The sequence below is a fragment of the Parabacteroides sp. PH5-46 genome (assembly GCF_029892785.1).
Lineage (GTDB): Bacteria > Bacteroidota > Bacteroidia > Bacteroidales > Tannerellaceae > DFXE01.
Genome location: NZ_JARXXA010000002.1, coordinates 143396 through 165667, shown reverse-complemented (window position 1 = coordinate 165667; position 22272 = coordinate 143396). Strand labels below are relative to the sequence as shown.

Sequence of the window (22272 nt, the reverse complement as noted above, 5' to 3'; positions counted from 1 at the left end):
ACTAAAGTATGAATTTTCCTGCTGAATTGAAGTACACGAAAGATCACGAGTGGATACGTGTAGAAGGAAACGAAGCTTTCGTTGGCATCACGGATTATGCTCAAAGCGAACTGGGTGAAATCGTATTCGTTGATATTGCTACTGAAGGCGAAACCCTGGAAAAAGAAGAGACATTCGGTTCTATCGAAGCTGTTAAAACCGTATCCGACCTCTTCATGCCTATAAGCGGCAAAGTATTGGAAGTAAACGCTGAGTTAGAAGAAAAACCTGAACTGGTAAATAGCGATCCTTATGGAGAAGGATGGCTGATTAAAGTTGCCGTAAGCAACGAATCAGAATTAAGCGAATTATTATCTGCCACCGACTATCAGCAGCTGATCGGAAAATAATTTATTCCTAACGATTAACGGTTAATGATTAACGATTAATATCCAATCTGTTAATCGTTAATCGTTAATCATTAACCATTAAAAAGATGACTCCTATCGTTAGTATAATCATGGGCAGCACTTCGGATCTGCCTGTTATGGAAAAAGCAGCAAAGTTTCTCGATGAAATGGAGATTCCGTTTGAGATGCATGCGCTTTCCGCCCATCGTACACCGGCTGAAGTAGAAGCCTTTGCCAAAGGGGCGAAAGGCCGGGGAATCAAGGTAATCATTGCCGCCGCCGGGATGGCAGCTCATTTATGCGGAGTAATTGCTTCCATGACTACCCTACCGGTAATTGGTGTCCCTATCAACTCCACTCTCGACGGAATGGATGCTCTATTGGCCATTGTACAAATGCCTCCCGGAATACCCGTAGCTACAGTAGGCATCAACGGCGCCCTGAATGCCGGAATCTTGGCTGTCCAAATCCTTTCTACAGGAGACGAAAAATTACAGGAAAAGCTGGCTGCATACAAAGAAGATCTCAAGAAAAAAATCGTAAAAGCCAATACAGAATTGGCAGATGTTCGCTTTAAGTTTAAGACGAACTAATGGAACCTTTCAATTACAGCCGCCGCAAATCCTCTGTCACCCACATAGGAGAAACACCTCTGGGGGGAGACAATCCTATCCGCATCCAATCCATGGCCAATGTCTCTACAATGGATACAGAGGCCTGTGTAGAACAAGCCATTCGTATGATTGAAGCAGGTGCGGAGTATGTGCGTTTTACCGCTCAGGGCGAACGGGAAGCCCGCAACCTGGGAGAGATACGTAATGCCTTACAGGCACGAGGTTATACTACCCCATTGATTGCAGATATCCACTTCAATCCCAAAGCAGCAGATGTTGCAGCAAAGGAGGTAGAGAAAGTCCGGGTCAATCCCGGAAACTATGCTTCAGACCCCGAAACAATCCGGGAACGTTTCACAGCTTTCCTCAACATTTGTAAAACGCATAAAACAGCTGTCCGCATCGGTGTGAACCATGGCTCGCTTTCCGAGCGAATCATGAACCAACATGGCGACACGCCGGAAGGCATGGTAGCCTCTTGTATGGAGTTTCTGCGCATCTGTAGGGAAGAGAACTTCACAGATGTAGTTATCTCCATGAAAGCCTCCAATACGGTTGTCATGGTGAAATCGGCCCGTTTGTTGGTTAAAACAATGGAAGCTGAAGATATGCACTATCCCTTGCATTTAGGGGTAACCGAAGCCGGAGACGGGGAAGACGGGCGAATTAAAAGTGCCGTTGGTATCGGAGCATTATTGTCAGACGGGATTGGTGACACCATCCGTGTATCACTCAGCGAAGAACCGGAAGCAGAAATTCCGGTAGCCCGCAAACTGGTAGATTATATCCTTGAACGAAAAGGACACGAATCCATCGACATGTCGGTAGCCCCTGATTATGATCCTTTCATCGTAGAAAGAAGACTTAGTCGTTTGACTCACAACATAGGAGGAGGCCATGTGCCTGTTGTTATATCCGACAGGAGACAAGGTAGTTTTGAGTTCAATTATGCTTCTCCTCCTGATTATATTTACATCGGAAAAGAAAACCCCGACAACTTCCCCGACAACTTGCAATTATTGGTTGACGCGCAGTTTTGGAAACCTAAACCAAACGCTTTCCCTTATTTCATTGCTCCAGAGATTGACGAGCTGAGAAGCTATGATTCTCCCCTAAAGTTTATTCGCCTTACGCTGAACGACCTGAGCGAGTCTGTTATCAACGTATTATCCAAAGACCGGCAGGCAGTAGTAATATTAAGCACTTCTCACCGAAACGGAACAGGCGAGATGCGGGCGGCGATTCATCAGTTGATGAAAGCCGGCTGTGATATCCCCGTTGTCCTGCACCGGGATTACAACGAGGTTGATGCCGAAAGTCTTCAAATCAAATCGGCTGTTGATTTCGGTACGCTTTTGCTGGATGGTTTCGGCGACGGAATCATGCTTCACAACGAAGAAGGAGACCCTGTAGCTTCCGACAATATCATGTTCGGGATTCTGCAGGCAAGCCGTACCCGCATCAGTAAAACCGAATACATTTCCTGTCCCGGTTGCGGACGCACCTTATACGACCTGCAAACAACAGTAGCAAAGGTAAAAGAAGCTACTTCGCACCTGAAAGGGCTCAAGATCGGAATAATGGGTTGTATTGTGAACGGTCCCGGTGAAATGGCAGATGCCGATTACGGCTATGTGGGCTCCGGACGCGGAAAAATCGACCTGTACAAAGGGAAAACCTGTATCCATAAGAACATCCCCGAAGCCGAAGCGGTAGAACGCCTCGTTCAGCTAATCAAAGACAACGGGGATTGGAAAGATGAATAGTTGAAAACCGCCCTTCTATCAAGGACGGAAACCAATAATTTCACGTACTTCACGAAGGGTTTTAGAGGCGCTCTCGCGGGCTCTTTCCGCTCCGGCCAAGGCAACCTTCTCCAGGTAAGCGGTATCCGATGAGATGGCCAGTATACGTTCGCGAATCGGAGCGCAGAAAGCGTTGATATCTTCTGCCAGTTGTTTCTTCAGATCTCCATAACGGATCTCGCAACTGTTGTATTTATCGTTAAAGTAGTCATACGTATCTTTTGTAGAAACGATTTCCAATAAGGTAAACAAGTTGACGATTGATTCCGGCTTTTCGCTGTTTGGTTCTGTGGGACCCGAATCGGTAACGGCTTTCATTACTTTCTTCTTGATTGTCTTTTCATCGTCGATCAGGTAGATAGCGTTTCCTTCGCTTTTTCCCATCTTTCCGGAGCCGTCCAGTCCGGGTACTTTCAGAGCTTTATCTGTCATGTGGAACGATTCCGGCTCGGGGAAATACTCTACGCCATAGATGGTGTTGAAGCGGCGGGCAAACTTACGCGCCATTTCCATATTCTGCTCCTGGTCTTTTCCTACAGGTACTTTATTGGCTTTGTGAATGATGATGTCGGAAGCCATCAGCGAAGGATAGGTCAGCAGGCCGGCATTTACATTGTTGGGCTGCGAACGCACTTTGTCTTTAAAGGAAGTAACCCGTTCCAGCTCGCCCAGGTAGGCATTCATATTCAGGTAGAGATATAGCTCGGCTACTTCGCGAACGTCACTCTGTATGTAGATGGTAGCCTTTTCCGGGTCGATACCGCAAGCCAGGTATTCAGACAGGATTACCTTTACGCTGTTACGGATATTGTCGGGGTGGGGATGCGTAGTAAGCGAGTGCCAGTCGGCAATAAAGAAAAAACATTTATATTCGTGCTGCATTTTTACAAAACTCTGCACTGCACCAAAATAATTCCCTAAATGTAGATTGCCCGTAGGCCTGATACCGCTTAATACTGTTTCCATACTAATTTCTAATTTTACAATGGCTGCAAAAATAGCAATAATTTAACGATTAACGGTTAATGATTAATGATTAATACCTCCCCCATTAACCATTAACCATTAATCATTAATCATTATACGTTGTTCATCAGGCATTTGAAGTAGCCGATAGACTCGGCGATGCCTAAGAAAGGATCTTTCATATCTTTTTCGTATTCCAGACTGCAAACGCCGGTATAGTTTACTTTGCGCAGCATCTTTACGAAGGCGGGAAGGTCTATCTTGCCGCGACCCATTTCGATGCCTGTTCCGGCTCTCGACGAGTCTGTCACGTCTTTGATATGTACGTCGAATACACGAGACTGATATCTTTTCAGGTCGGCTACCGGGTCTTTCCCGTTTCTCAGGTCATGGCCGATATCAAGGCACATACCGATACGCGGATCCAAGTCTTTGGTATGCTTCCATACGTCTTCGGCATCCGGATACAAGTCGATGTCGGGTCCGTGCAGGTGTATGGCATAGTGAAAGTCGTATTCCTTTACTTTCTTGTCTACATACGGAAGTAGCTCTACGTTCGGCACTCCTACAATCAGCTTCACTCCTACCCTTTTGGCGTATGCAAAACCTTTGTCTATTTCTTCTTCCGTCTTCATGTAAATCGGCCCTACTCCGTAACCGGTCACGCCATAAGATGCACATTTTGCATGAAATGCTTTGATTTGCTCATCCGTACTATTGAACGGCAAATGGAAATCCTTGATGCAAAGGTAATGTATGTCCAGTTGCTGCAAGGTTTTCAATGTTGTTTCCAAATCGAAATTCACAAATGTATATCCGGCCACTCCCAGGCGGAAGGGGTTTGCTTTTGCAGCGCTTTCAGACTGCACCTGATTGGCGGCAGCCATGCCAATAGCCGGTGTACCCAGCAACAGGGCTCCGGCCATTCCTTGTTTTAAAAAAGATCTTCTATTTTGTTTCATTTTATTAGGTTTATTACACGTCACATAATAAAATACACTTCTCCAGCGAAGCTATTTTATCTTTCTGTTTAGGAACAAATTCCTGGCCTACAAAACCCTTATAGCCAACGTCTACAAGCGCCTGCATAATAGCCGGGTAATAGAGTTCCTGTGTTTCGTCTATTTCGTTACGTCCGGGATTTCCTCCGGTATGTATGTGAGAGAAATATTCGTGATATGTACGAATGTTATTGATGATATCTCCTTCCATGATCTGCATGTGATAGATATCATACAGCAGTTTTAAGTTGGGAGAACCTACCCTTCTGCAAAGCTCGGCACCCCAAACGGTATGGTCGCACAGGTAGTCTTTATGACCGATGCTGTTCAGCAGTTCCATTGTCAGTACTACATTGTATTTCTCGGCAATAGGAGTAATGCGTTTCAGTCCCTTTTCGCAGTTTTCCCATCCTTGCAGATCGGTTACACCGTTTCGTCTTCCGGAGAAGCAAATCAGGTTGGTAAGTCCGGCTTCGGCAACCATCGGGATTACCTTCTCGTAGCTGGCTACCAGTTCGTCATGCAACTTCGGATCGTTGAAGCCCCGGTCTATACCCAGTCCGGCTCCCTGCGCCATAGCTACCGTAAGTCCATGTTTCTTCACTACCGGCCAGTCTTGCGGGTCGAGCAATTCGATCGATTCTATACCGATTTTCTTGCAGATCTCACAAAACTCATTCAGTTCGATATCTCCGAAACACCATTTACTTACAGAGTGACGAATATTCCCTTTTAGCTTTGCAGCCGTTCCCGTTGGTTGGTTAATTAGAGGACTTGCTTGGGATATCCCCGAAACAGCCGCTACTGCCCCACCAGCCAAAGCCGTCTTGATGGCCGTTCTTCTTGAAATGTTTTTCATGTGTATTAAATTTTATGAATGTAGAATTATAATCTGTTTTAGATCCGGTTTACCCGGATCTCCTTTTTATCGATATAGTTCTTGAACGAAAAGGCGGGCATTCCCAGTCCCATGCCGGCATGTATTGTTTCGCTGATACCCAGCAGGGCAGGAATACGAGCTTTTTTATCCAGTTTCAAAGCCACACAGAGGAAGCCGGTATAGAACTGGCTTACACCAAGACTTTCAGCCATTAAAGAAGCATTCTGATAGGCCAGGTTCGCATCCGCAGGCCCAAATCGGTTATCCTTAGGGGTATGAATAAGAAGCAAAGTGGTTGCTTCCCGTAAGATCGGATCGCCGCCTTTATCCCGTTTCTCTTTCATGTGACGCACATGCTTCAGGTACTTATAGGCCTCGGGGATAATCAGTTTCATAACAGGCTTTACAAACGGATTCTGCAACTTTTTTGCCAGTCCCAAAAAGATATCAAACGTTAAGTCGATAACCTTTTGAACCATTTGCTGATCGGTTACCAATGTAAACCCTACCTGCTGCATATTGCTCGCCGTAGGGGCACGATGGGCGGCTTCCAGTATCTGATCGAGCATTTCGCCAGGAACCGGTTTCTTGGAAAATGCCCGGTTGGAACGACGAGACTTTATCAGTAACATTGTCTGTTCGGGCGACGGTAGTTCGTCCCGGCGAATCGGATGTACCTTATCTTGAGGAAATACGGAATGAAGGACAGAAGAAGTAGGACATACTCCCATACAGTGCCCGCATTTGATACAGGTTTGAATATGTTGTAAAGCAATTTCACTCTGTGGCGTTTCTTGCACAAAAATAGAGGCCGGGCATATCCGGACACATTTTCCACATTTGATGCAAGTTTCCCTATCAATGTCTATATGAATCTTTGTATTCATTCCGTATTCCTTATTTACGTATACAGTTCGCGTATTTTGATGTTTCTGAACCAGCAATCGTAGCCGTGATCCTGTAGTCCGATATAGCCTTCTTTGGCTGGGCCTTCTTTAAATCCGGGCCAATCTTTGAATTTGCTTTTCGAAACAAGGTCGTACCATTCCGGCGTCCAAAGGGTATATTCTACCACCTTTACGCCATTCTGGGTATGTGTCACATGGCCGTCTTTCACACGTACTACAATCGTATTCCATTCGCCTGCCGGTTTGGCATTCTGAGGAAGAGCCGGAAGCAAGTCGTAAAGAGATCCCGCCAGGTGATTCGTCAGTTTATTGTCGCCGGCATACCAGTTATCCAACACCTGAATTTCAGGCGCGGCATAATAGATCGGCTTATCAGGATATTCTACGATATAATAGAAAATACCCGAGTTACCTTCTTTTTCGATCTTCCAATCGATAGAAAGCTCAAAGTTGCTGTACTTCTTGCTGCCAAACAAGATGTCGCCACCCTGTCCATAACCGGCTCTTTCGCCCCGGGCTACTTTCATAGCATCCTCGTTAATAGACCAGTTAGCAGCCATTTCCGTTGAATTACATTTACGCCATCCATCAAAATTCTTTCCATCAAACAAGAGCGTCCAGCCCTCTTTCTTTTCCTTTGAAGTAAGCGTGTTGTTTTTCTGGGCCAAAGCAGGAACAGAACAAACAACAATCAGAAGCATTGAGAATAATACACCTTTTTTCATGATCATAAATTTATTAAGTTAAACACAAAAGGACCAGACAAAGGTATAATATTATTTTTATTTTCCATCTGTCAATAAATACACCTTATGTGTTCCTCCTCCCGAGGGCAATATCAGCCCTTCCTGCACAAAAGATCGGATATCATTATTTGCACAATAGCGTGTACAGACATTTAGCTGAGCATAAAGGCTTTTATTGATAGAACCGTTCTCTTCCAGATAGGCAACCATCCGTTTTTTCCGGTCCTCCAAAGACGGAAACGGCATGGCAGGCTTTCTCACTCTCTGCAAACGGGCTTTGTGAAACAAATGTTCTTTCAAACGCGCAGAACAGCGAAAATTCACACCGTCTATTTGCACCCGTCCGACCTTTCTTCCGGCATTGTTAATAACACTTCGGCTGCGCAATGCCACCGAGAAGTGGCCAAAGTTTTCCACCTCCACATTATACCCGTCTTCCAGTTGCAGAGCAACATACTGAAAAAGGCTTTCCAGCACCCCTTTAACGTCAGCCGGACTCATCGATGATGCATTTCTGATATACTCGCAGATGTCATTAATCCGCTTGGTTCCTTTTGCCTGTAAGCGTGCATGAGACGACGCTCTCCCCTTACGGTCTTTTGGTTTTGGCGTTGTATAAACGCTAAATTTCACTTCCATAGTGTTGGTTGTTAAATGAATAAATAAATACAAATGACCCTGGATTTTCACCCGGTGATCATCTAAAAAACATTGCTCCTCTTTGTTTGCCGATAATTATCAACAATTCTGCTGACATCTGTCAGCAAGCCTGCCGATAATTATGGACAATATTGCCGACAATTATCGGCAACCAAAAAGAATCGATGCAAAGATACGCATTATCAGGCTATTCCCGGCAAAAGATACGGTTGTTTTTTGGGAAAGAATACTATATTTTCTATCTTTGTGCTTGATATACAATTCATGGATAGTTTTGACTTAAATAATACACTGAACAGCCTTCTTGATCTGGATGCTGAAACGGAGATTGTCGAATTTAAGGAAGCCAAAGAGAACTACGACTTTCGCAAACTCGGAAAATATTTTTCTGCTCTTAGCAACGAAGCAAATCTTAAACGAAAAAAGTGCGCCTGGCTTGTCTTTGGCATTGAGAATAAGAAACACACCATTGTAGGGACAAATTATCGCTCACTGCGGAAAGATCTAGACAGCCTTAAAGGAGAAGTTGCCAACAAAACAACAAATCGAATCACATTTATTGAAATTTATGAATTACCAACCCAGCAAGGACGGGTAATTCTGTTTCAGATACCTCCCGCGCCAAAGGGCATTCCAATTGCATTTGACGGTCATTATTATGGAAGGGATGGAGAAGAATTAGTTCCGCTTAACTTAGAGGAGATAGAGCGTATTCGCAACCAAGCAAACCAAATTGATTGGAGCGCACAAATCATTAAGGACGCAACTATCGATGATTTGGACGAAGACGCGATTGAGAGAGCTCGAAAAAATTACAAGAATAAGCACTCGGATAAAAAGGAAGAAGTGGATCAATGGGATGATATTACTTTTCTAAACAAAGCTAAAATAACAATCAGGGGGAAAATCACCCGAACAGCAATTATACTCTTAGGAAAAGAAGAATCGGAGCATTATATTAATCCAGCAGAGGCGAAGATACGCTGGATACTAAAAGATGAACATGGTATTGAAGTAGATTACCTGATTGCAGGTTGTCCATTTCTCCTGGCAGTAGATAAGGTGTATAATAAAATTCGCAATATTAAATATCGTTACTTACCGGAAGGCACTCTTTTCCCGGAGGAGATGGATCAATATGAGCCGTTCTCTATTCGAGAGGCTATAAATAATGCGATTGCCCACCAAGATTACGCAAAACGTGGGAGAATCAATGTCGTAGAAATGCCCGACCAACTGGTGTTTACCAATTTGGGAGAATTTATTCCGGGTTCGGTAGAGAATGTCATACGAGAGGATGCACCGGAAGAACTCTATCGGAATCCGTTCTTAATTACAGCTATGTTGAACCTGAAAATGGTTGATACAATTGGAAGTGGTATCAAAAAGATGTTCAATTATCAACGAGAACGCCTTTTTCCTATGCCGGAATATAATTTATCAAACGGACGGGTTTCTCTGACATTAATTGGAAAAGTGATAAATGAAGATTATGCCCGCCTCTTAACTCAGCGCAAAGATTTATCTTTAAGCGATGTAATGCTGTTAGATCGGATACAAAAGAAAAAAGCTATTACACGCGACGAAGAAAAAGTCCTTCGCCAGAAAAAACTGATAGAAGGCCGTCGCCCAAACTATTTCCTGAGTCTTGACGTTGCACAAAAATTAGAGCACAAAGCTGATTATTCTAAGAACAAAGCATTTGATAAGCAATATTATCTTGATTTGATCTTAAAAGCTATAAAAGAGCATGGAAGTATGAGCCGGAGAGAGATTGATGAGTTACTTTGGGATAAGCTGCCTCAATGGATGACTGATGATCAACGGAAAAATAGAGTAAGGAATCTGATATCAGTATTAAGATCAGAGAATAAAATTGTGAATAATGGAACAAAAACTAATCCTAATTGGGGTTTTTAGCAAAGGATTAGTAAAGATTTAGTAAAGGATTTAGTAAAGAGCAAAAAATAAACATCTGACATTTAGTCAATTTCCTTTCATAAAAAAGTTGTCTTGAAATAAAATTTAGGAAACATACAACAACCAATATACCCGAAAACCGATTCAGATAAGCTCACCTCCCCACCCTCCTCCGTACTGTGTACTGCGTGTTCCGTGCTGCTCATAGATGGAAGATTTAAAACAAAATAAGTGATTATTTTGCAGTGTTATTTATAATTTATATATTTGCACCCGATTAAAGAGAAGATGAGGAGGGGGCGGGCAGTCCCCTTCTTTTGTTCTGATAAACTTGGAATATGATTGAACGGGATAAAATCATCGGACTTATTGAGGACAAATTGGCTTCATCAGACCATTATCTGGTAGATGTAGTTATTAAGCCCGGAAACCTGATCGTAGTTGAGATAGATAGCGATCAGGCTATAGGTATAGATGATTGTGTGGAATTAAGCCGATACCTCGAGTCGCAACTCGACCGGGATGTGGAAGACTTTGAACTGGAAGTTGGCTCTGCCGGTATTACTTCGCCGTTTAAAGTGCTTCGTCAATACATTAAAAATATCGGTAACGAGGTTGAAGTATTGCTGAGTAGCGGTGTAAAACTAACCGGTATTTTACAAAAGGCCGATGAAAACGGGATAACCGTAAGCGTTGAAAAGAAAGTAAAGCCGGAGGGGGCCAAACGAAAAGTAACCGTTAGTGAAGAGCAATCATATTCATTCAGTGAAATAAAATATACAAAATACGTAATAAGATTCAAGTAAGGAAAACATGGCCAAGAAAGAGGAAACAATCAGCATGATTGATACCCTTGCGGAGTTCAAGGAGTTAAAGAATATTGACAAAGATACGATGATTAGCGTTCTGGAAGAATCATTCCGCAATGTGATCGCTAAAATGTTCGGCACGGATGAGAATTACGACGTAATTATCAATCCGGAAAAAGGAGACTTCGAGATCTGGAGAAACCGCGTTGCTGTGGCTGATAATGAACTGGAAGACCCGAATCTGCAAATTACATTGACCGAGGCTCACAAAATAGACCCGGACAGTGAAATAGGCGAAGAAATTACCGACGAGGTACATTTTGCCGATTTCGGTCGTCGCGCCATATTAAACCTGCGACAGACATTGGCTTCCAAAATACTTGAATTACAGAAAGACAATCTATACACGAAATACAAAGAGAAAATCGGTCAAATCGTTGCCGCCGACGTTTATCAGGTATGGAAAAAAGAAATCCTGTTACTCGACGATGAAGGAAATGAGTTGCTTCTGCCGAAACAGGAACAGATCCCTACCGACTTCTACCGGAAAGGAGAAACCGTACGCGCTATTGTGCAACGGGTAGACAACTTCAACAACAATCCGAAGATCATCCTTTCGCGCACAGATAAAGTATTCCTGCAACGCCTGTTTGAACTGGAAGTTCCGGAAATACACGACGGATTGATCACGATAAAAGCCATTGCACGTATACCGGGCGAAAGAGCCAAAGTAGCGGTGGAATCGTATGACGACCGGATTGACCCCGTAGGTGCCTGCGTAGGGATGAAGGGATCGCGTATTCACGGGATTGTTCGTGAGCTGAGAAACGAAAACATCGACGTTATCAACTACACAGCGAACGTTTCCTTGTTTATCCAGCGCTCATTAAGCCCGGCAAAAATATCTTCTATACGTGTAAACGAAGAAGAAAAGAAAGCGGAAGTTTACCTTCGCCCCGAAGAAGTCTCACTGGCTATCGGAAAAGGAGGTTTAAATATAAAGTTGGCGTGTATGCTTACCGAATACGCGATAGACGTATTCCGTGATATCGACGGTGCGGATGAAGAAGACATCTATCTGGATGAATTTGTGGATGAAATCGATACTTGGGTAATCGAAGCACTGAAAAACATCGGTTGCTATACTGCTAAAAATGTGTTGGCATTAAGCCGTGAGGAAATTATAGAACGTGCCGACCTTGAAGAGCAGACGGTAGATGATGTACTGGGTATATTGTCAGCCGAGTTTGAAGAAGAAGATGAGACGAATGATTAAAATTGTATTACGACAAAGTTAGATATGCCTATAAAGTTAAAAGAAGTAATGAGCAACCTGAATGTAGGGCTTTCCACAGTTGTGGAATTCCTGCATAAGAATGGCTATGCTGTAGAAAGTAACCCCAACACAAGGGTCAATGACGAACAATTTGCTTTGCTCGTAAAAGAGTTTGGAAAGGATTTATCGGAACAGGAACGTGAACGTATCCTGTCAAAGCCACAAGTACCCACAACGAAAGAAACAATAGTGCCGGAAAAGAAAGAAAAACAAAAGCAAAAACCGGCAGAAATAAAAACAGAAATCCCCGAAGAATACAAACCTAAACTTGTAACAAAAGGGAAAATAGAACTGGAGCCCAAGAAAAAAGAAAAGCCCCCGGTTCCTCCTGTACAGGAAAAGCAACCTGCTGCTGTAGAAACAGAGCCGATTATCAACAGCCCTATACCTACAGAAGCAAAGGAAAAACCTGCCGTTCCTAAAGAAGAAAAGCTTATAGAAAAAGAAAGCATAGTGGAAGAAGAAAAGAAAATACACCCGCAGGCAGTCATAGAGGATGCAGGTGTAATGGAGATGGAAAAAGATTTCAATAAACCTGAAAGCATTGATTCCCCGAATGAAAAGGAAGAAGATGTGAAATCAGGTGACAAAACGCCTTTCAGACTAAACACTCCAAAAATTGAGTCGAATATTAAAGTGACCGGTAAGATAGACCTTTCCGCTATTAACCAGTCAACCCGACCTAAGAAAAAAACAAAAGAAGAACGCAAAAAAGAACGCGAAGAAAAACGCGAGAAATTTAATGCGAACAAGCCGGCAACACCCGGAGCTCATCCGTTTAAAGGTCCGAAAGATGGTGCAGCTAAAACAGCTACACCCGGGAAAGAAAGCGCAGACAGCGACAAGGATGCCAAGAAAAAACGGAAACGGATCAAAAAAGATCGCGTTGACATCAACAATACACTCGGCACTAACTTTAGCCGTGCACAGCGGGATGATCGCAAGAGCCGCCTGCGTAAGCCGGTAAAAGCAGAAGTAAGTGAAGAAGATGTACAAAAACAGATCAAAGAAACACTTGCCCGCCTGACCAATAAAGGAAATAAAAGTAATAAAGGTGCCAAGTACCGCCGGGATAAACGAGATGCCGCATTACAACGTGAGCATGAATTGATGGAACTGGAGGAACAGGAAAGCAAAGTACTGAAACTGACAGAATTTGTTACTGCCAACGACTTGGCCAACATGATGAATATTCCGGTTACCCAGGTAATCGCTACCTGTATGAGTATCGGCATCATGGTTTCTATCAACCAGCGCCTGGATGCAGAAACAATCAACATCGTAGCTGAAGAATTCGGATTCAAAACCGAATACGTAAGTGCCGAAGTGGTTGAAGCAATCAAAACAGACGAAGATGACAATGAAGAAGACTGGACTACAAGACCTCCTATCGTAACGGTAATGGGACACGTAGACCATGGTAAGACTTCATTGCTCGACAATATACGTAGTGCGAATGTAATCGCCGGAGAAGCCGGAGGTATTACGCAGCATATAGGAGCGTACAATGTAAAACTATCCAGTGGACGCCGGATTACCTTCCTGGATACACCGGGACACGAAGCATTTACGGCTATGCGTGCCCGTGGAGCCAAAGTAACCGATATTGCAATTATTATAGTAGCTGCCGACGACAATGTGATGCCTCAGACAATTGAAGCTATTAACCATGCTTCGGCGGCAGGCGTTCCCATCGTATTTGCTATTAACAAGATAGACAAACCCAGTGCAAACCCTGAAAAGATCAAGGAAGAACTGGCCAACATGAACTATCTGGTGGAAGACTGGGGAGGTAAATACCAAAGCCAGGAAATCTCTGCCAAAAAAGGTGTCGGAGTAGAAGAGCTACTGGAAAAGGTATTGCTGGAAGCAGACATGCTTGACTTAAAAGCAAATCCTACCCTGCGTGCGACAGGTTCTATTATCGAATCGTCTTTGGACAAAGGACGGGGATATATTTCTACTGTATTGATAGAAAACGGAACCCTGAAAACAGGAGATGTTATTCTTGCCGGTACCCATTTCGGACGTATCAAGGCTATGTTTAACGAACGTAATCAGCGAAAAGAAACGGCAGGTCCATCAGAACCGGTATTAATTCTCGGATTAAACGGTGCTCCACAGGCCGGTGATACATTTAATGTATTGGAAACCGATCAGGAAGCACGTGAAATAGCCGGACGTCGTGAACAGTTACAGCGTGAACTGGGCTTACGTACCCAGAAGATGCTTACTCTTGATGATATTGGTCGCCGTATAGCCGTAGGTAACTTCCAGGAACTGAATGTGATTGTGAAAGGCGACGTAGACGGCTCGGTAGAAGCGCTGTCGGACTCATTGATCCGCCTCTCTACAGAACAGATACAGGTAAATGTAATCCACAAAGCCGTAGGACAAATATCCGAATCGGATATTGTATTGGCTGCTGCCTCAAGTGCCATCATCATTGGCTTCCAGGTACGTCCTTCAGTAGCTGCCAGACGGCAGGCCGACAAGGATGGTGTTGAAATCCGCCTTTACTCTATCATCTATGACGCAATAGAAGATGTGAAGAGCGCTATGGAAGGTATGCTTGCTCCTGAAATGAAGGAAGAAATCACTGCCATGGTGGAAGTAAGGGAAGTATTCAAAATCACGAAGGTGGGTACAGTTGCCGGATGTATGGTGAAAGAAGGCAAGATCAAGCGTAGCAACAAGATCCGCCTGATTCGTGATGGTATTGTTATCTACTCCGGAGACCTGGGCTCATTAAAGCGCTTCAAAGAAGACGTAAAAGAAGTAGCCTTCGGATACGAATGTGGACTGAATATCACAGGATATAATGATATAAAAGTAGGTGACATCATCGAATCCTATGAGGAAATAGAAGTTAAGCAAAAATTATAATTATGAACATGAACTGGTTGGACATCACTTTGCTGTGTCTGGCAGGAATAGGTATAGTGAAAGGCCTGTTTGATGGAGTCATCAAACAGGTTGTTTCGCTTATAGCCTTAGTAGTTGCCATCTTCTTTTGCGGGAAAGTAGCAGGCTGGCTACAAGGGTATGTTTTATCTTTGGGATGGCTGTCTGAACAGGGTTCAACTATTCTGAGCTACATATTAGGTTTTCTGCTGATTGTAGCCGTATTATTATTGGTAGGAGAAATACTTCACCGGGTGGTTAATGTTACCCCTCTAAGCATATTAAATCATCTGGCCGGAGGATTATTCGGTCTGCTGATCGTTGTTTTATTCACCAGCCTATTGCTTAATTTATTGGAAATTGTAGACCGAAATTCTGCGCTTATTTCTGCACAGACAAAGGTTGAATCTCATTTTTATTATCCCGTTAAACAGATTGTTCCAACTATTTACCCTGGAAACTTGTTTTTAAAAGAGGAGTAATTGGTTTTTATAATATAAACGTCATTATGCAAGATTCTACTAAAATAATCGATGAAGTAACAAACAGTGATTACAAATACGGATTTGTTACGGACATCGATACAGAAACACTTCACAAAGGACTGAATGAAGATGTAATACGCACTATATCTTCCAAGAAGAATGAGCCGGAATGGCTGCTGGAATACCGGCTGAAAGCCTATCGGCATTGGTTAACGATGAAGATGCCCACATGGCCTCACCTCAATATTCCCCCTATCGATTACCAGGATATCATCTACTACGCAGCACCTAAAAAGAAAGAAGGCCCCAAAAGTCTCGACGAAGTAGATCCCGAATTGCTGAAAACATTCAACAAACTGGGTATCCCGCTGGAAGAGCAGAAACAGCTCACAGGCATGGCAGTAGACGCGGTAATGGATAGCGTATCCGTAAAGACAACGTTCAAGGATATACTGGCCGAAAAAGGAATTATCTTTTCTTCTTTCAGTGAAGCCGTACAACATCAACCGGACTTGGTGCAAAAGTATCTGGGAAGTGTTGTCAGCTATCGGGATAATTTCTTCGCAGCACTTAATTCTGCGGTCTTCTCGGATGGTTCGTTTGTTTATATACCGAAAGGGGTTCGCTGTCCGATGGAATTGAGTACTTATTTCCGTATTAATGCAAAAAATACCGGTCAATTCGAACGTACCCTGATCGTAGCGGACGACGATTCGTACGTCAGCTACCTGGAAGGATGTACGGCTCCTATGCGCGATGAAAATCAGCTGCATGCCGCTATCGTTGAAATCGTGGCAAAAGAACAGGCCGAAGTAAAATACTCGACCGTTCAAAACTGGTACCCTGGCGATAAAGAGGGCAAAGGAGGTATTTACAATTTTGTGACAAAACGCGGGTTGTGTAAAGGACGCGGCAGCAAAATATCCTGGACTCAGGTAGAAACCGGCTCAGCCATCACCTGGAAATACCCAAGCTGTATCCTGGCAGGCGATGACTCCATAGGCGAGTTTTATTCCGTAGCTGTAACAAACAATTACCAGCAAGCAGATACCGGTACGAAAATGGTTCATCTGGGCAAAAACACCAAGAGCCGAATCGTGTCTAAAGGGATCTCCGCCGGATTCAGCCAAAACAGCTATCGCGGACTGGTAAAGGTTTCTCCCCGGGCAGAAGGAGCCAGAAATCACAGCCAATGCGACAGTTTGCTACTTAGTTCAACCTGTGGCGCCCATACATTCCCGTATGCAGATATACAGAATGAAACAGCCATTATTGAGCACGAAGCAACCACCAGCAAAATCAGCGAAGAACAGTTGTTCTATTGTAATCAGCGAGGCATCTCAACTGAAGAAGCTGTAGGTTTGATCGTCAATGGATACGCCAAAGAAGTAATGAATAAGCTTCCGATGGAATTTGCCGTAGAAGCCCAAAAGCTATTATCAATTTCATTAGAAGGAAGTGTAGGATAAATAATAAGATTATGTTAGAAATAAAGAACTTACATGCCAACATCAACGGCAAAGAGATATTAAAAGGGATTAACCTTTCCGTCAAAAAAGGAGAAATACATGCAATCATGGGGCCGAATGGTTCCGGGAAGAGTACACTGAGCAGTGTGCTGGTAGGTAATCCGGCATTTGAAGTAACCGAGGGAGAAGTACTCTACGAAGGAAAAGACCTGCTGGAACTCTCGCCTGAAGACAGAAGTCGCAAAGGCATATTCCTTAGCTTCCAATATCCGGTAGAGATCCCCGGCGTAAGCATGGTAAACTTTATGCGTGCTGCCGTGAATGAACATCGCAAACATAAAGGCCTGGAACCAATTCCGGCTACAGATTTCCTGAAACTGATGCGTGAAAAGCGCGCCATCGTAGAAATGGATAGTACGCTGACTGGACGTAGTGTAAACGAAGGCTTCTCCGGTGGCGAGAAAAAACGAAATGAGATATTCCAAATGGCCATGCTGGAGCCCAAATTGGCTATTCTGGACGAGACAGACAGCGGGCTGGACATTGATGCTTTGCGCATTGTCGCACAGGGCGTAAACGAGCTAAGAACGCCAGAAAACTCCACGATTGTCATCACCCACTATCAACGTTTGTTAGACTATATCCGTCCGGACATCGTACATGTGCTATACAACGGACGCATTGTAAAGACCGGAGGCCCCGAGCTGGCACTGGAACTGGAGAAGAAAGGATACGACTGGCTAAAAACAGAAGTGGAAGAATAAAATGAAAGCAGAACAACAATATATTGACTTATTCACACAATATGAAGACCTGATAAGAAGTCATGCGTCTGAGGTGTTGAATAAGCCCCGGATCGAGGCTTTCAAGGATTTCGAGCGTTTGGGATTTCCTTCAACTAAAGAAGAAGATTACAAATACACCGATGTATCACAAGCCTTTGCGCCTGATTATGGCGTCAACCTGAAACGGGTCAACATTCCAGTTAATCCGTATGATGTATTCCGTTGCGACGTACCGAATCTGGGTACAGCCCTCTATTTCATCGTAAATGACTCTTTTTACGACAAGGTGAAGCCTAAGGTAGAACTTCCGGAAGGAGTATACGTAGGAGGCTTGAAAGCCTTTACAGAACTACATCCGCAAATTGCCGAAAAATATTACGGGAAAGCAGCACCAAGCAGTAAAGACGGAATCATCGCGTTGAACACCATGTTTGCACAGGATGGATTCGTTGTTTATGTCCCCAAGGGAGTCGTGGTAGAACGTCCTATACAGTTGGTAAACATTTTCCGCAACGATATGGACACCATGGCCAACCGCCGGATTCTAGTGATCATGGAGCCTCATTCGCAGGCTAAATTGCTGGTTTGCGACCATAGCATCGATGATGTCAAATTCCTGACGACGGAAGTCGTGGAAATATTTGCAGAAGAAGGTGCTTATTTCGATTTCTACGACTTGGAGGAAAGCACTCCGTCTACCACCCGCTTTGCGTCTTTCCATGTGCAACAGGAGGCTTCCAGTAACGTGTTGGTAAACGGTATTACACTGAACAACGGATTGACCCGTAATAATTACTATATCGAGTTAAACGGAGAGCATGCAGAGGCTACCCTTTGCGGCATGTCGATTCTGGATATGGAACAGCAAGTAGACACTTATAGCCATATTACCCATGCCAAGCCCCACTGTACCAGCAATGAATTATTCAAGAATGTATTGAAAGATCATTCCGTAGGCGCTTTCAGCGGACGTATCCTGGTAAAGGAAGGAGCTCAGAAAACAGCTGCTTTCCAAACGAACCGGAATCTGTTGACCACCAACGATGCCCGCATGTACAGCAAGCCTCAGCTCGAAATATACGCTGACGATGTGAAATGTTCTCACGGTATGACGACCGGACAACTGGACGAGAACGCGCTATTCTACCTGCAAAGCCGTGGTATTCCACAAGAAGAAGCTCGCATGATGTTAAGCGTTGCTTTTACAGCCGATGTGGTAGAGAATGTCCGTTTGGAAGGATTAAAAGAACGTTTGCACCACTTGGTGGAAAAACGTTTCCGAGGCGAGTTGGCGCAATGCGCCGGTTGCCGTAAATGCCGATAACTGTCTCAAAATAAAGAGCGGCTATCTGACTTAGGTCGGATAGCCGCATTTTGTTTAACATTCCCTATTAATTAATTCTTATAAAATGAAGGTTTGAAACAACCTGTTATCTGATAATTCATCGTACCCTCTTATATTTATGCCCAATGAGCTAAAGAAGTTACGGAGTTGTTCATCAGCCTGAGGAGTATAAATCTCCTTCACCTTTCTCGTTAGCGCCCAGGATGTCAACTCTTTTACATCCTTCGATTGTAGTGTTTCGTTTTCAACACCAACTACCTTGTCTTTTTCAACATCAAACACAACAGCCTGTTCAACATCATTCACCGTCTTAGGCTGTTTCTTACTTCTCAATAACAATGCAATTTTCATATCGTTTCAGTTAGGTTTTATACATTTTCAAATATCGGCAATTAAACGAACAAAAAAAAGTTCTTTTTGCATCTTTAATGTTCCAAATCTCGATTATTTGATTTATTAATAAAACGATATGAGTTTAGCCCTTAGTATACAATGAAAGTTATTGATGGTTAATATTCTTTAGTCTGATGATAGTTGTTGGTGCATAGCGGCGGCGGCTTTACGGCCATCGCCCATGGCTAGGATAACGGTGGCACCACCTCTTACGATGTCGCCTCCGGCATATACATCGGGTAATGCGGAACGCATGGTGGATTCGTCTACAATGATGGTTCCCCATTTGGTTACATCCAAGCCTTTAAAGGTACTTGGAATAAGGGGGTTCGGAGAAACACCCACGCTTACGATTACCTCGTCTACATCTATGGTATCAATAGCTCCTGCGATGGCTATAGGACGACGGCGACCGGAGGCATCCGGCTCTCCCAAAGCCATTTTTTGCAAGCGCATTTGCTTTACACGGCCTCTTTCATCACCTATATATTCTATCGGATTATGAAGCGTAAGGAACTCCACACCTTCTTCCTTGGCATGTTTAACCTCCTCTATACGAGCCGGCATTTCTTCTTCGCTTCGACGATAAACGATCATCGAGCGCTCAGCTCCCAGACGGCGGGCTGTACGTACAGAATCCATCGCTGTATTCCCTCCGCCGATAACGGCTACCTTCTTCCCTATCAATACAGGGGTATCGCTTTCTGGGTTCGCAGCATCCATCAGGTTGACACGTGTCAGGTATTCATTAGAAGACATAACCCCGATCAGGTTTTCGCCCGGTATATTCATAAAGTTAGGCAATCCGGCTCCACTGGCTGCGAAAATGCCCTTAAAACCATCCACATGCAGATCTTCATAAGTGATTGTCTTTCCCACAATACAGTTGTTCAGGAATTTCACACCCATTTTCCGCAGGATATCTATCTCTACATCTACTATCTCATTCGGTAAACGGAATTCCGGAATCCCGTATTTCAACACACCGCCAATTTCGTGTAAAGCTTCAAAAACGGTAATATCATAGCCTCGTTTAGCCATATCTCCGGCAAAGGATAATCCGGCAGGTCCTGAACCTACTACGGCAATTTTGATACCGTTAGGCTTCGCTATTTCAGGAACAGACATCTGTCCGCTTTCACGCTCATAATCGGCAGCGAAACGTTCCAGGTAACCAATAGCTACAGGATCTTTTTTCATTTTCAGATGAATACATTGTGCTTCACATTGCTTCTCCTGCGGGCAAACACGTCCACATACTGCCGGAAGAGCACTGGTTTCTTTCAACACCTTAGCTGCATCCAGGAATTTACCAACTTCTATATATTTAACGAATGTAGGAATCTGAATACTAACCGGACAGCCGGACATACAAGTCGGATTCGGGCAATCCAGACAGCGCTTGGCTTCCTGCATTGCCTGCTCAGCTGTTAATCCCAGGTTTACTTCTTCGCTATTGTGGCTACGATACTCCGGATCGAGCTCATTCATGTGTACACGTGGGATATCCGCGCGTTCTTTATTCTTTAAATTCTTCCGCAATTCGTCTCTCCAAGGTTCGTTACGGCGGGCTATTATTTGTTCTTTCATCTTATTTTTCTACTTCTTTATAAGCACTGAGACGCATTAACATTTCATCAAAATCTACCTGATGGGCATCGAACTCGGGGCCATCTACGCAGACAAACTTAGTCTTCCCTCCTACCGTGATACGGCAAGCTCCACACATACCTGTACCGTCTACCATAATGGTATTCAGCGAGGCTACAGTTGGTATTTCATACTTCTTTGTAAGGGCAGAAACGAACTTCATCATAATGGCAGGACCTATTGTTACACAAAGGTCAACTTTCTCCCGGTTGATGATATTTTCAATTCCGTTTGTCACCAAACCTTTTGTGCCGTAAGAGCCATCATCTGTCATGATAACAACTTCATCGGAATTCGCTTTCATCTGATCTTCCAGGATAACCAGGTCTTTCGTACGGGCAGCCAAAACTACTATCACCCGGTTGCCTGCCTTATGGAAGGCTTCCACAATAGGTAATAAGGGGGCTACGCCTACTCCTCCTCCTGCACAGATAACAGTTCCTACTTTTTCTATATGTGTAGCCTGTCCCAAAGGACCTACAAGATCCGTAATCTCGTCTCCCACATTCAGTTCACATATCTTCTTGGAAGAATTTCCTACGGCTTGAATTACCAATGTAATCGTCCCTTTTTCCGTGTCGGCTCCGGCGATTGTTAAGGGGATACGCTCTCCTTTTTTCCCTACCTTTACAATGACGAAATGCCCGGCTTTACGCGAGCGCGCAATCAAAGGCGCTTCTACTTCCAGTTTCACCACCTGAGGGGAAAAATACTCCTTGCTTACAATTTTGTTCATGGATATCGCTATATTGTATTTGTCGTTTGCTATTTATTATTTTCAGATTTACTCAAAAAGCCCGTCATCCCTAACGAGCATCAGAATGGCCGAATGAGGAACAATCATATATGTTTCATCATTGAATTTAATCTCATACGTAGCGCTTTGTATATAAACGGCCAAGTCTCCCTCCTTCGCTTGCAAGGGTAGATAGTGCACCTCATCTTCTTTCTTTTTCCAGACTTCCGACTCCTCAATTTGTGAAGGCAAAGGATATCCCGGGCCGGCTTTAATTATATAGCCGCTCTGTATTTTCTCGCCTTGCTGAACGGTAGGCGGTAAATACAATCCCGATTTAGTCTGGCTTTGCGGATTCTTAGGTTTTATCAATACCTTATCTCCTATCATCAGGAATTTATCAATGTCTTTCTGCTCAATAGAGAGTTGCATATTATTTTTTGTTAGAATTGAACTGCAAATATAGAAAAA

Annotated in this window: 21 protein-coding genes; 11 read left to right on the top strand and 10 right to left on the bottom strand. The window is 43.8% G+C overall.

Features of this window, described 5'->3' with window-relative positions; translation table 11 throughout:
* Window positions 1-8 precede the first annotated feature (8 nt).
* The 3 genes from gcvH to M2470_RS02555 all read left to right on the top strand — a co-directional run bounded on the left by gcvH (window position 9) and on the right by M2470_RS02555 (window position 2769).
* Window positions 9-389 (top strand): glycine cleavage system protein GcvH, encoded by a 381-nt coding sequence (gene gcvH / locus M2470_RS02565; protein WP_280743535.1) that lies wholly within the window; start codon window positions 9-11, stop codon window positions 387-389.
* 86 nt (window positions 390-475) lie between these two features.
* Window positions 476-982 (top strand): 5-(carboxyamino)imidazole ribonucleotide mutase, encoded by a 507-nt coding sequence (gene purE / locus M2470_RS02560; protein WP_280743536.1) that lies wholly within the window; start codon window positions 476-478, stop codon window positions 980-982.
* Window positions 982-2769, top strand: coding sequence for a 4-hydroxy-3-methylbut-2-en-1-yl diphosphate synthase (locus M2470_RS02555; protein WP_280743537.1), 1788 nt, complete (start codon window positions 982-984; stop codon window positions 2767-2769). Before purE ends, M2470_RS02555 begins: the two co-directional genes overlap by 1 nt.
* An 18-nt stretch (window positions 2770-2787) precedes the next feature.
* Here the strand turns inward: M2470_RS02555 and trpS are convergent, their stop codons facing one another.
* From trpS to M2470_RS02525, 6 genes are all read right to left on the bottom strand, one after another.
* On the bottom strand, window positions 2788-3774 hold the full coding sequence (gene trpS / locus M2470_RS02550; protein ID WP_280743538.1) for a tryptophan--tRNA ligase: 987 nt from the start codon (window positions 3772-3774) through the stop codon (window positions 2788-2790).
* Window positions 3775-3887: 113 nt separating this feature from the next.
* Window positions 3888-4736 carry a sugar phosphate isomerase/epimerase family protein gene (locus M2470_RS02545; RefSeq protein WP_280743539.1) on the bottom strand — a complete coding sequence of 283 codons (849 nt, stop codon included), beginning with the start codon at window positions 4734-4736 and terminating at the stop codon, window positions 3888-3890.
* A 13-nt stretch (window positions 4737-4749) separates the two neighbouring features.
* Window positions 4750-5634: a TIM barrel protein gene (locus tag M2470_RS02540; protein WP_280743540.1), complete on the bottom strand. Its 885-nt coding sequence runs from the start codon at window positions 5632-5634 to the stop codon at window positions 4750-4752.
* Window positions 5635-5672: 38 nt separating this feature from the next.
* Window positions 5673-6542, bottom strand: a complete 870-nt coding sequence (locus M2470_RS02535) for a nitroreductase family protein (RefSeq protein ID WP_280743541.1) — start codon at window positions 6540-6542, stop codon at window positions 5673-5675.
* Between the two features lie 14 nt (window positions 6543-6556).
* Window positions 6557-7288, bottom strand: coding sequence for a DUF1080 domain-containing protein (locus M2470_RS02530; protein ID WP_280743542.1), 732 nt, complete (start codon window positions 7286-7288; stop codon window positions 6557-6559).
* A gap of 57 nt (window positions 7289-7345) precedes the next feature.
* A complete protein-coding gene (locus M2470_RS02525) occupies window positions 7346-7948 on the bottom strand; it encodes an HU family DNA-binding protein (RefSeq protein ID WP_280743543.1) in 603 nt (200 codons plus the stop codon).
* Between the two features lie 285 nt (window positions 7949-8233).
* On the opposite strand from M2470_RS02525, the gene M2470_RS02520 reads away from it, so the two are divergent.
* The 8 genes from M2470_RS02520 to sufD all read left to right on the top strand — a co-directional run bounded on the left by M2470_RS02520 (window position 8234) and on the right by sufD (window position 19001).
* Window positions 8234-9889 (top strand): RNA-binding domain-containing protein, encoded by a 1656-nt coding sequence (locus tag M2470_RS02520; protein ID WP_280743544.1) that lies wholly within the window; start codon window positions 8234-8236, stop codon window positions 9887-9889.
* A gap of 338 nt (window positions 9890-10227) precedes the next feature.
* Window positions 10228-10695 carry a ribosome assembly cofactor RimP gene (gene rimP, locus M2470_RS02515; RefSeq protein WP_280743545.1) on the top strand — a complete coding sequence of 156 codons (468 nt, stop codon included), beginning with the start codon at window positions 10228-10230 and terminating at the stop codon, window positions 10693-10695.
* Between the two features lie 7 nt (window positions 10696-10702).
* Window positions 10703-11974 carry a transcription termination factor NusA gene (nusA, locus tag M2470_RS02510; protein WP_280743546.1) on the top strand — a complete coding sequence of 424 codons (1272 nt, stop codon included), beginning with the start codon at window positions 10703-10705 and terminating at the stop codon, window positions 11972-11974.
* A gap of 24 nt (window positions 11975-11998) precedes the next feature.
* Window positions 11999-14920 (top strand): translation initiation factor IF-2, encoded by a 2922-nt coding sequence (infB, locus tag M2470_RS02505; RefSeq protein ID WP_280743547.1) that lies wholly within the window; start codon window positions 11999-12001, stop codon window positions 14918-14920.
* A gap of 8 nt (window positions 14921-14928) precedes the next feature.
* A complete protein-coding gene (locus M2470_RS02500) occupies window positions 14929-15420 on the top strand; it encodes a CvpA family protein (RefSeq protein WP_348524201.1) in 492 nt (163 codons plus the stop codon).
* A gap of 26 nt (window positions 15421-15446) precedes the next feature.
* Window positions 15447-16892, top strand: a complete 1446-nt coding sequence (gene sufB / locus M2470_RS02495) for a Fe-S cluster assembly protein SufB (protein ID WP_280743549.1) — start codon at window positions 15447-15449, stop codon at window positions 16890-16892.
* Window positions 16893-16903: 11 nt separating this feature from the next.
* On the top strand, window positions 16904-17656 hold the full coding sequence (gene sufC, locus M2470_RS02490) for a Fe-S cluster assembly ATPase SufC (protein ID WP_280743550.1): 753 nt from the start codon (window positions 16904-16906) through the stop codon (window positions 17654-17656).
* Between the two features lies 1 nt (window position 17657).
* Window positions 17658-19001 carry a Fe-S cluster assembly protein SufD gene (gene sufD / locus M2470_RS02485; RefSeq protein ID WP_280743551.1) on the top strand — a complete coding sequence of 448 codons (1344 nt, stop codon included), beginning with the start codon at window positions 17658-17660 and terminating at the stop codon, window positions 18999-19001.
* A 78-nt stretch (window positions 19002-19079) separates the two neighbouring features.
* On the opposite strand, the gene M2470_RS02480 is transcribed toward sufD, so the two are convergent.
* The 4 genes from M2470_RS02480 to M2470_RS02465 all read right to left on the bottom strand — a co-directional run bounded on the left by M2470_RS02480 (window position 19080) and on the right by M2470_RS02465 (window position 22233).
* Window positions 19080-19373: a hypothetical protein gene (locus M2470_RS02480; RefSeq protein ID WP_280743552.1), complete on the bottom strand. Its 294-nt coding sequence runs from the start codon at window positions 19371-19373 to the stop codon at window positions 19080-19082.
* Between the two features lie 168 nt (window positions 19374-19541).
* Window positions 19542-21005, bottom strand: a complete 1464-nt coding sequence (gene gltA, locus M2470_RS02475) for an NADPH-dependent glutamate synthase (protein ID WP_280743553.1) — start codon at window positions 21003-21005, stop codon at window positions 19542-19544.
* Window position 21006: 1 nt separating this feature from the next.
* On the bottom strand, window positions 21007-21801 hold the full coding sequence (locus tag M2470_RS02470) for a sulfide/dihydroorotate dehydrogenase-like FAD/NAD-binding protein (RefSeq protein ID WP_280743554.1): 795 nt from the start codon (window positions 21799-21801) through the stop codon (window positions 21007-21009).
* Between the two features lie 48 nt (window positions 21802-21849).
* Window positions 21850-22233, bottom strand: a complete 384-nt coding sequence (locus M2470_RS02465; RefSeq protein WP_280743555.1) for a co-chaperone GroES family protein — start codon at window positions 22231-22233, stop codon at window positions 21850-21852.
* Window positions 22234-22272: the final 39 nt, after the last annotated feature.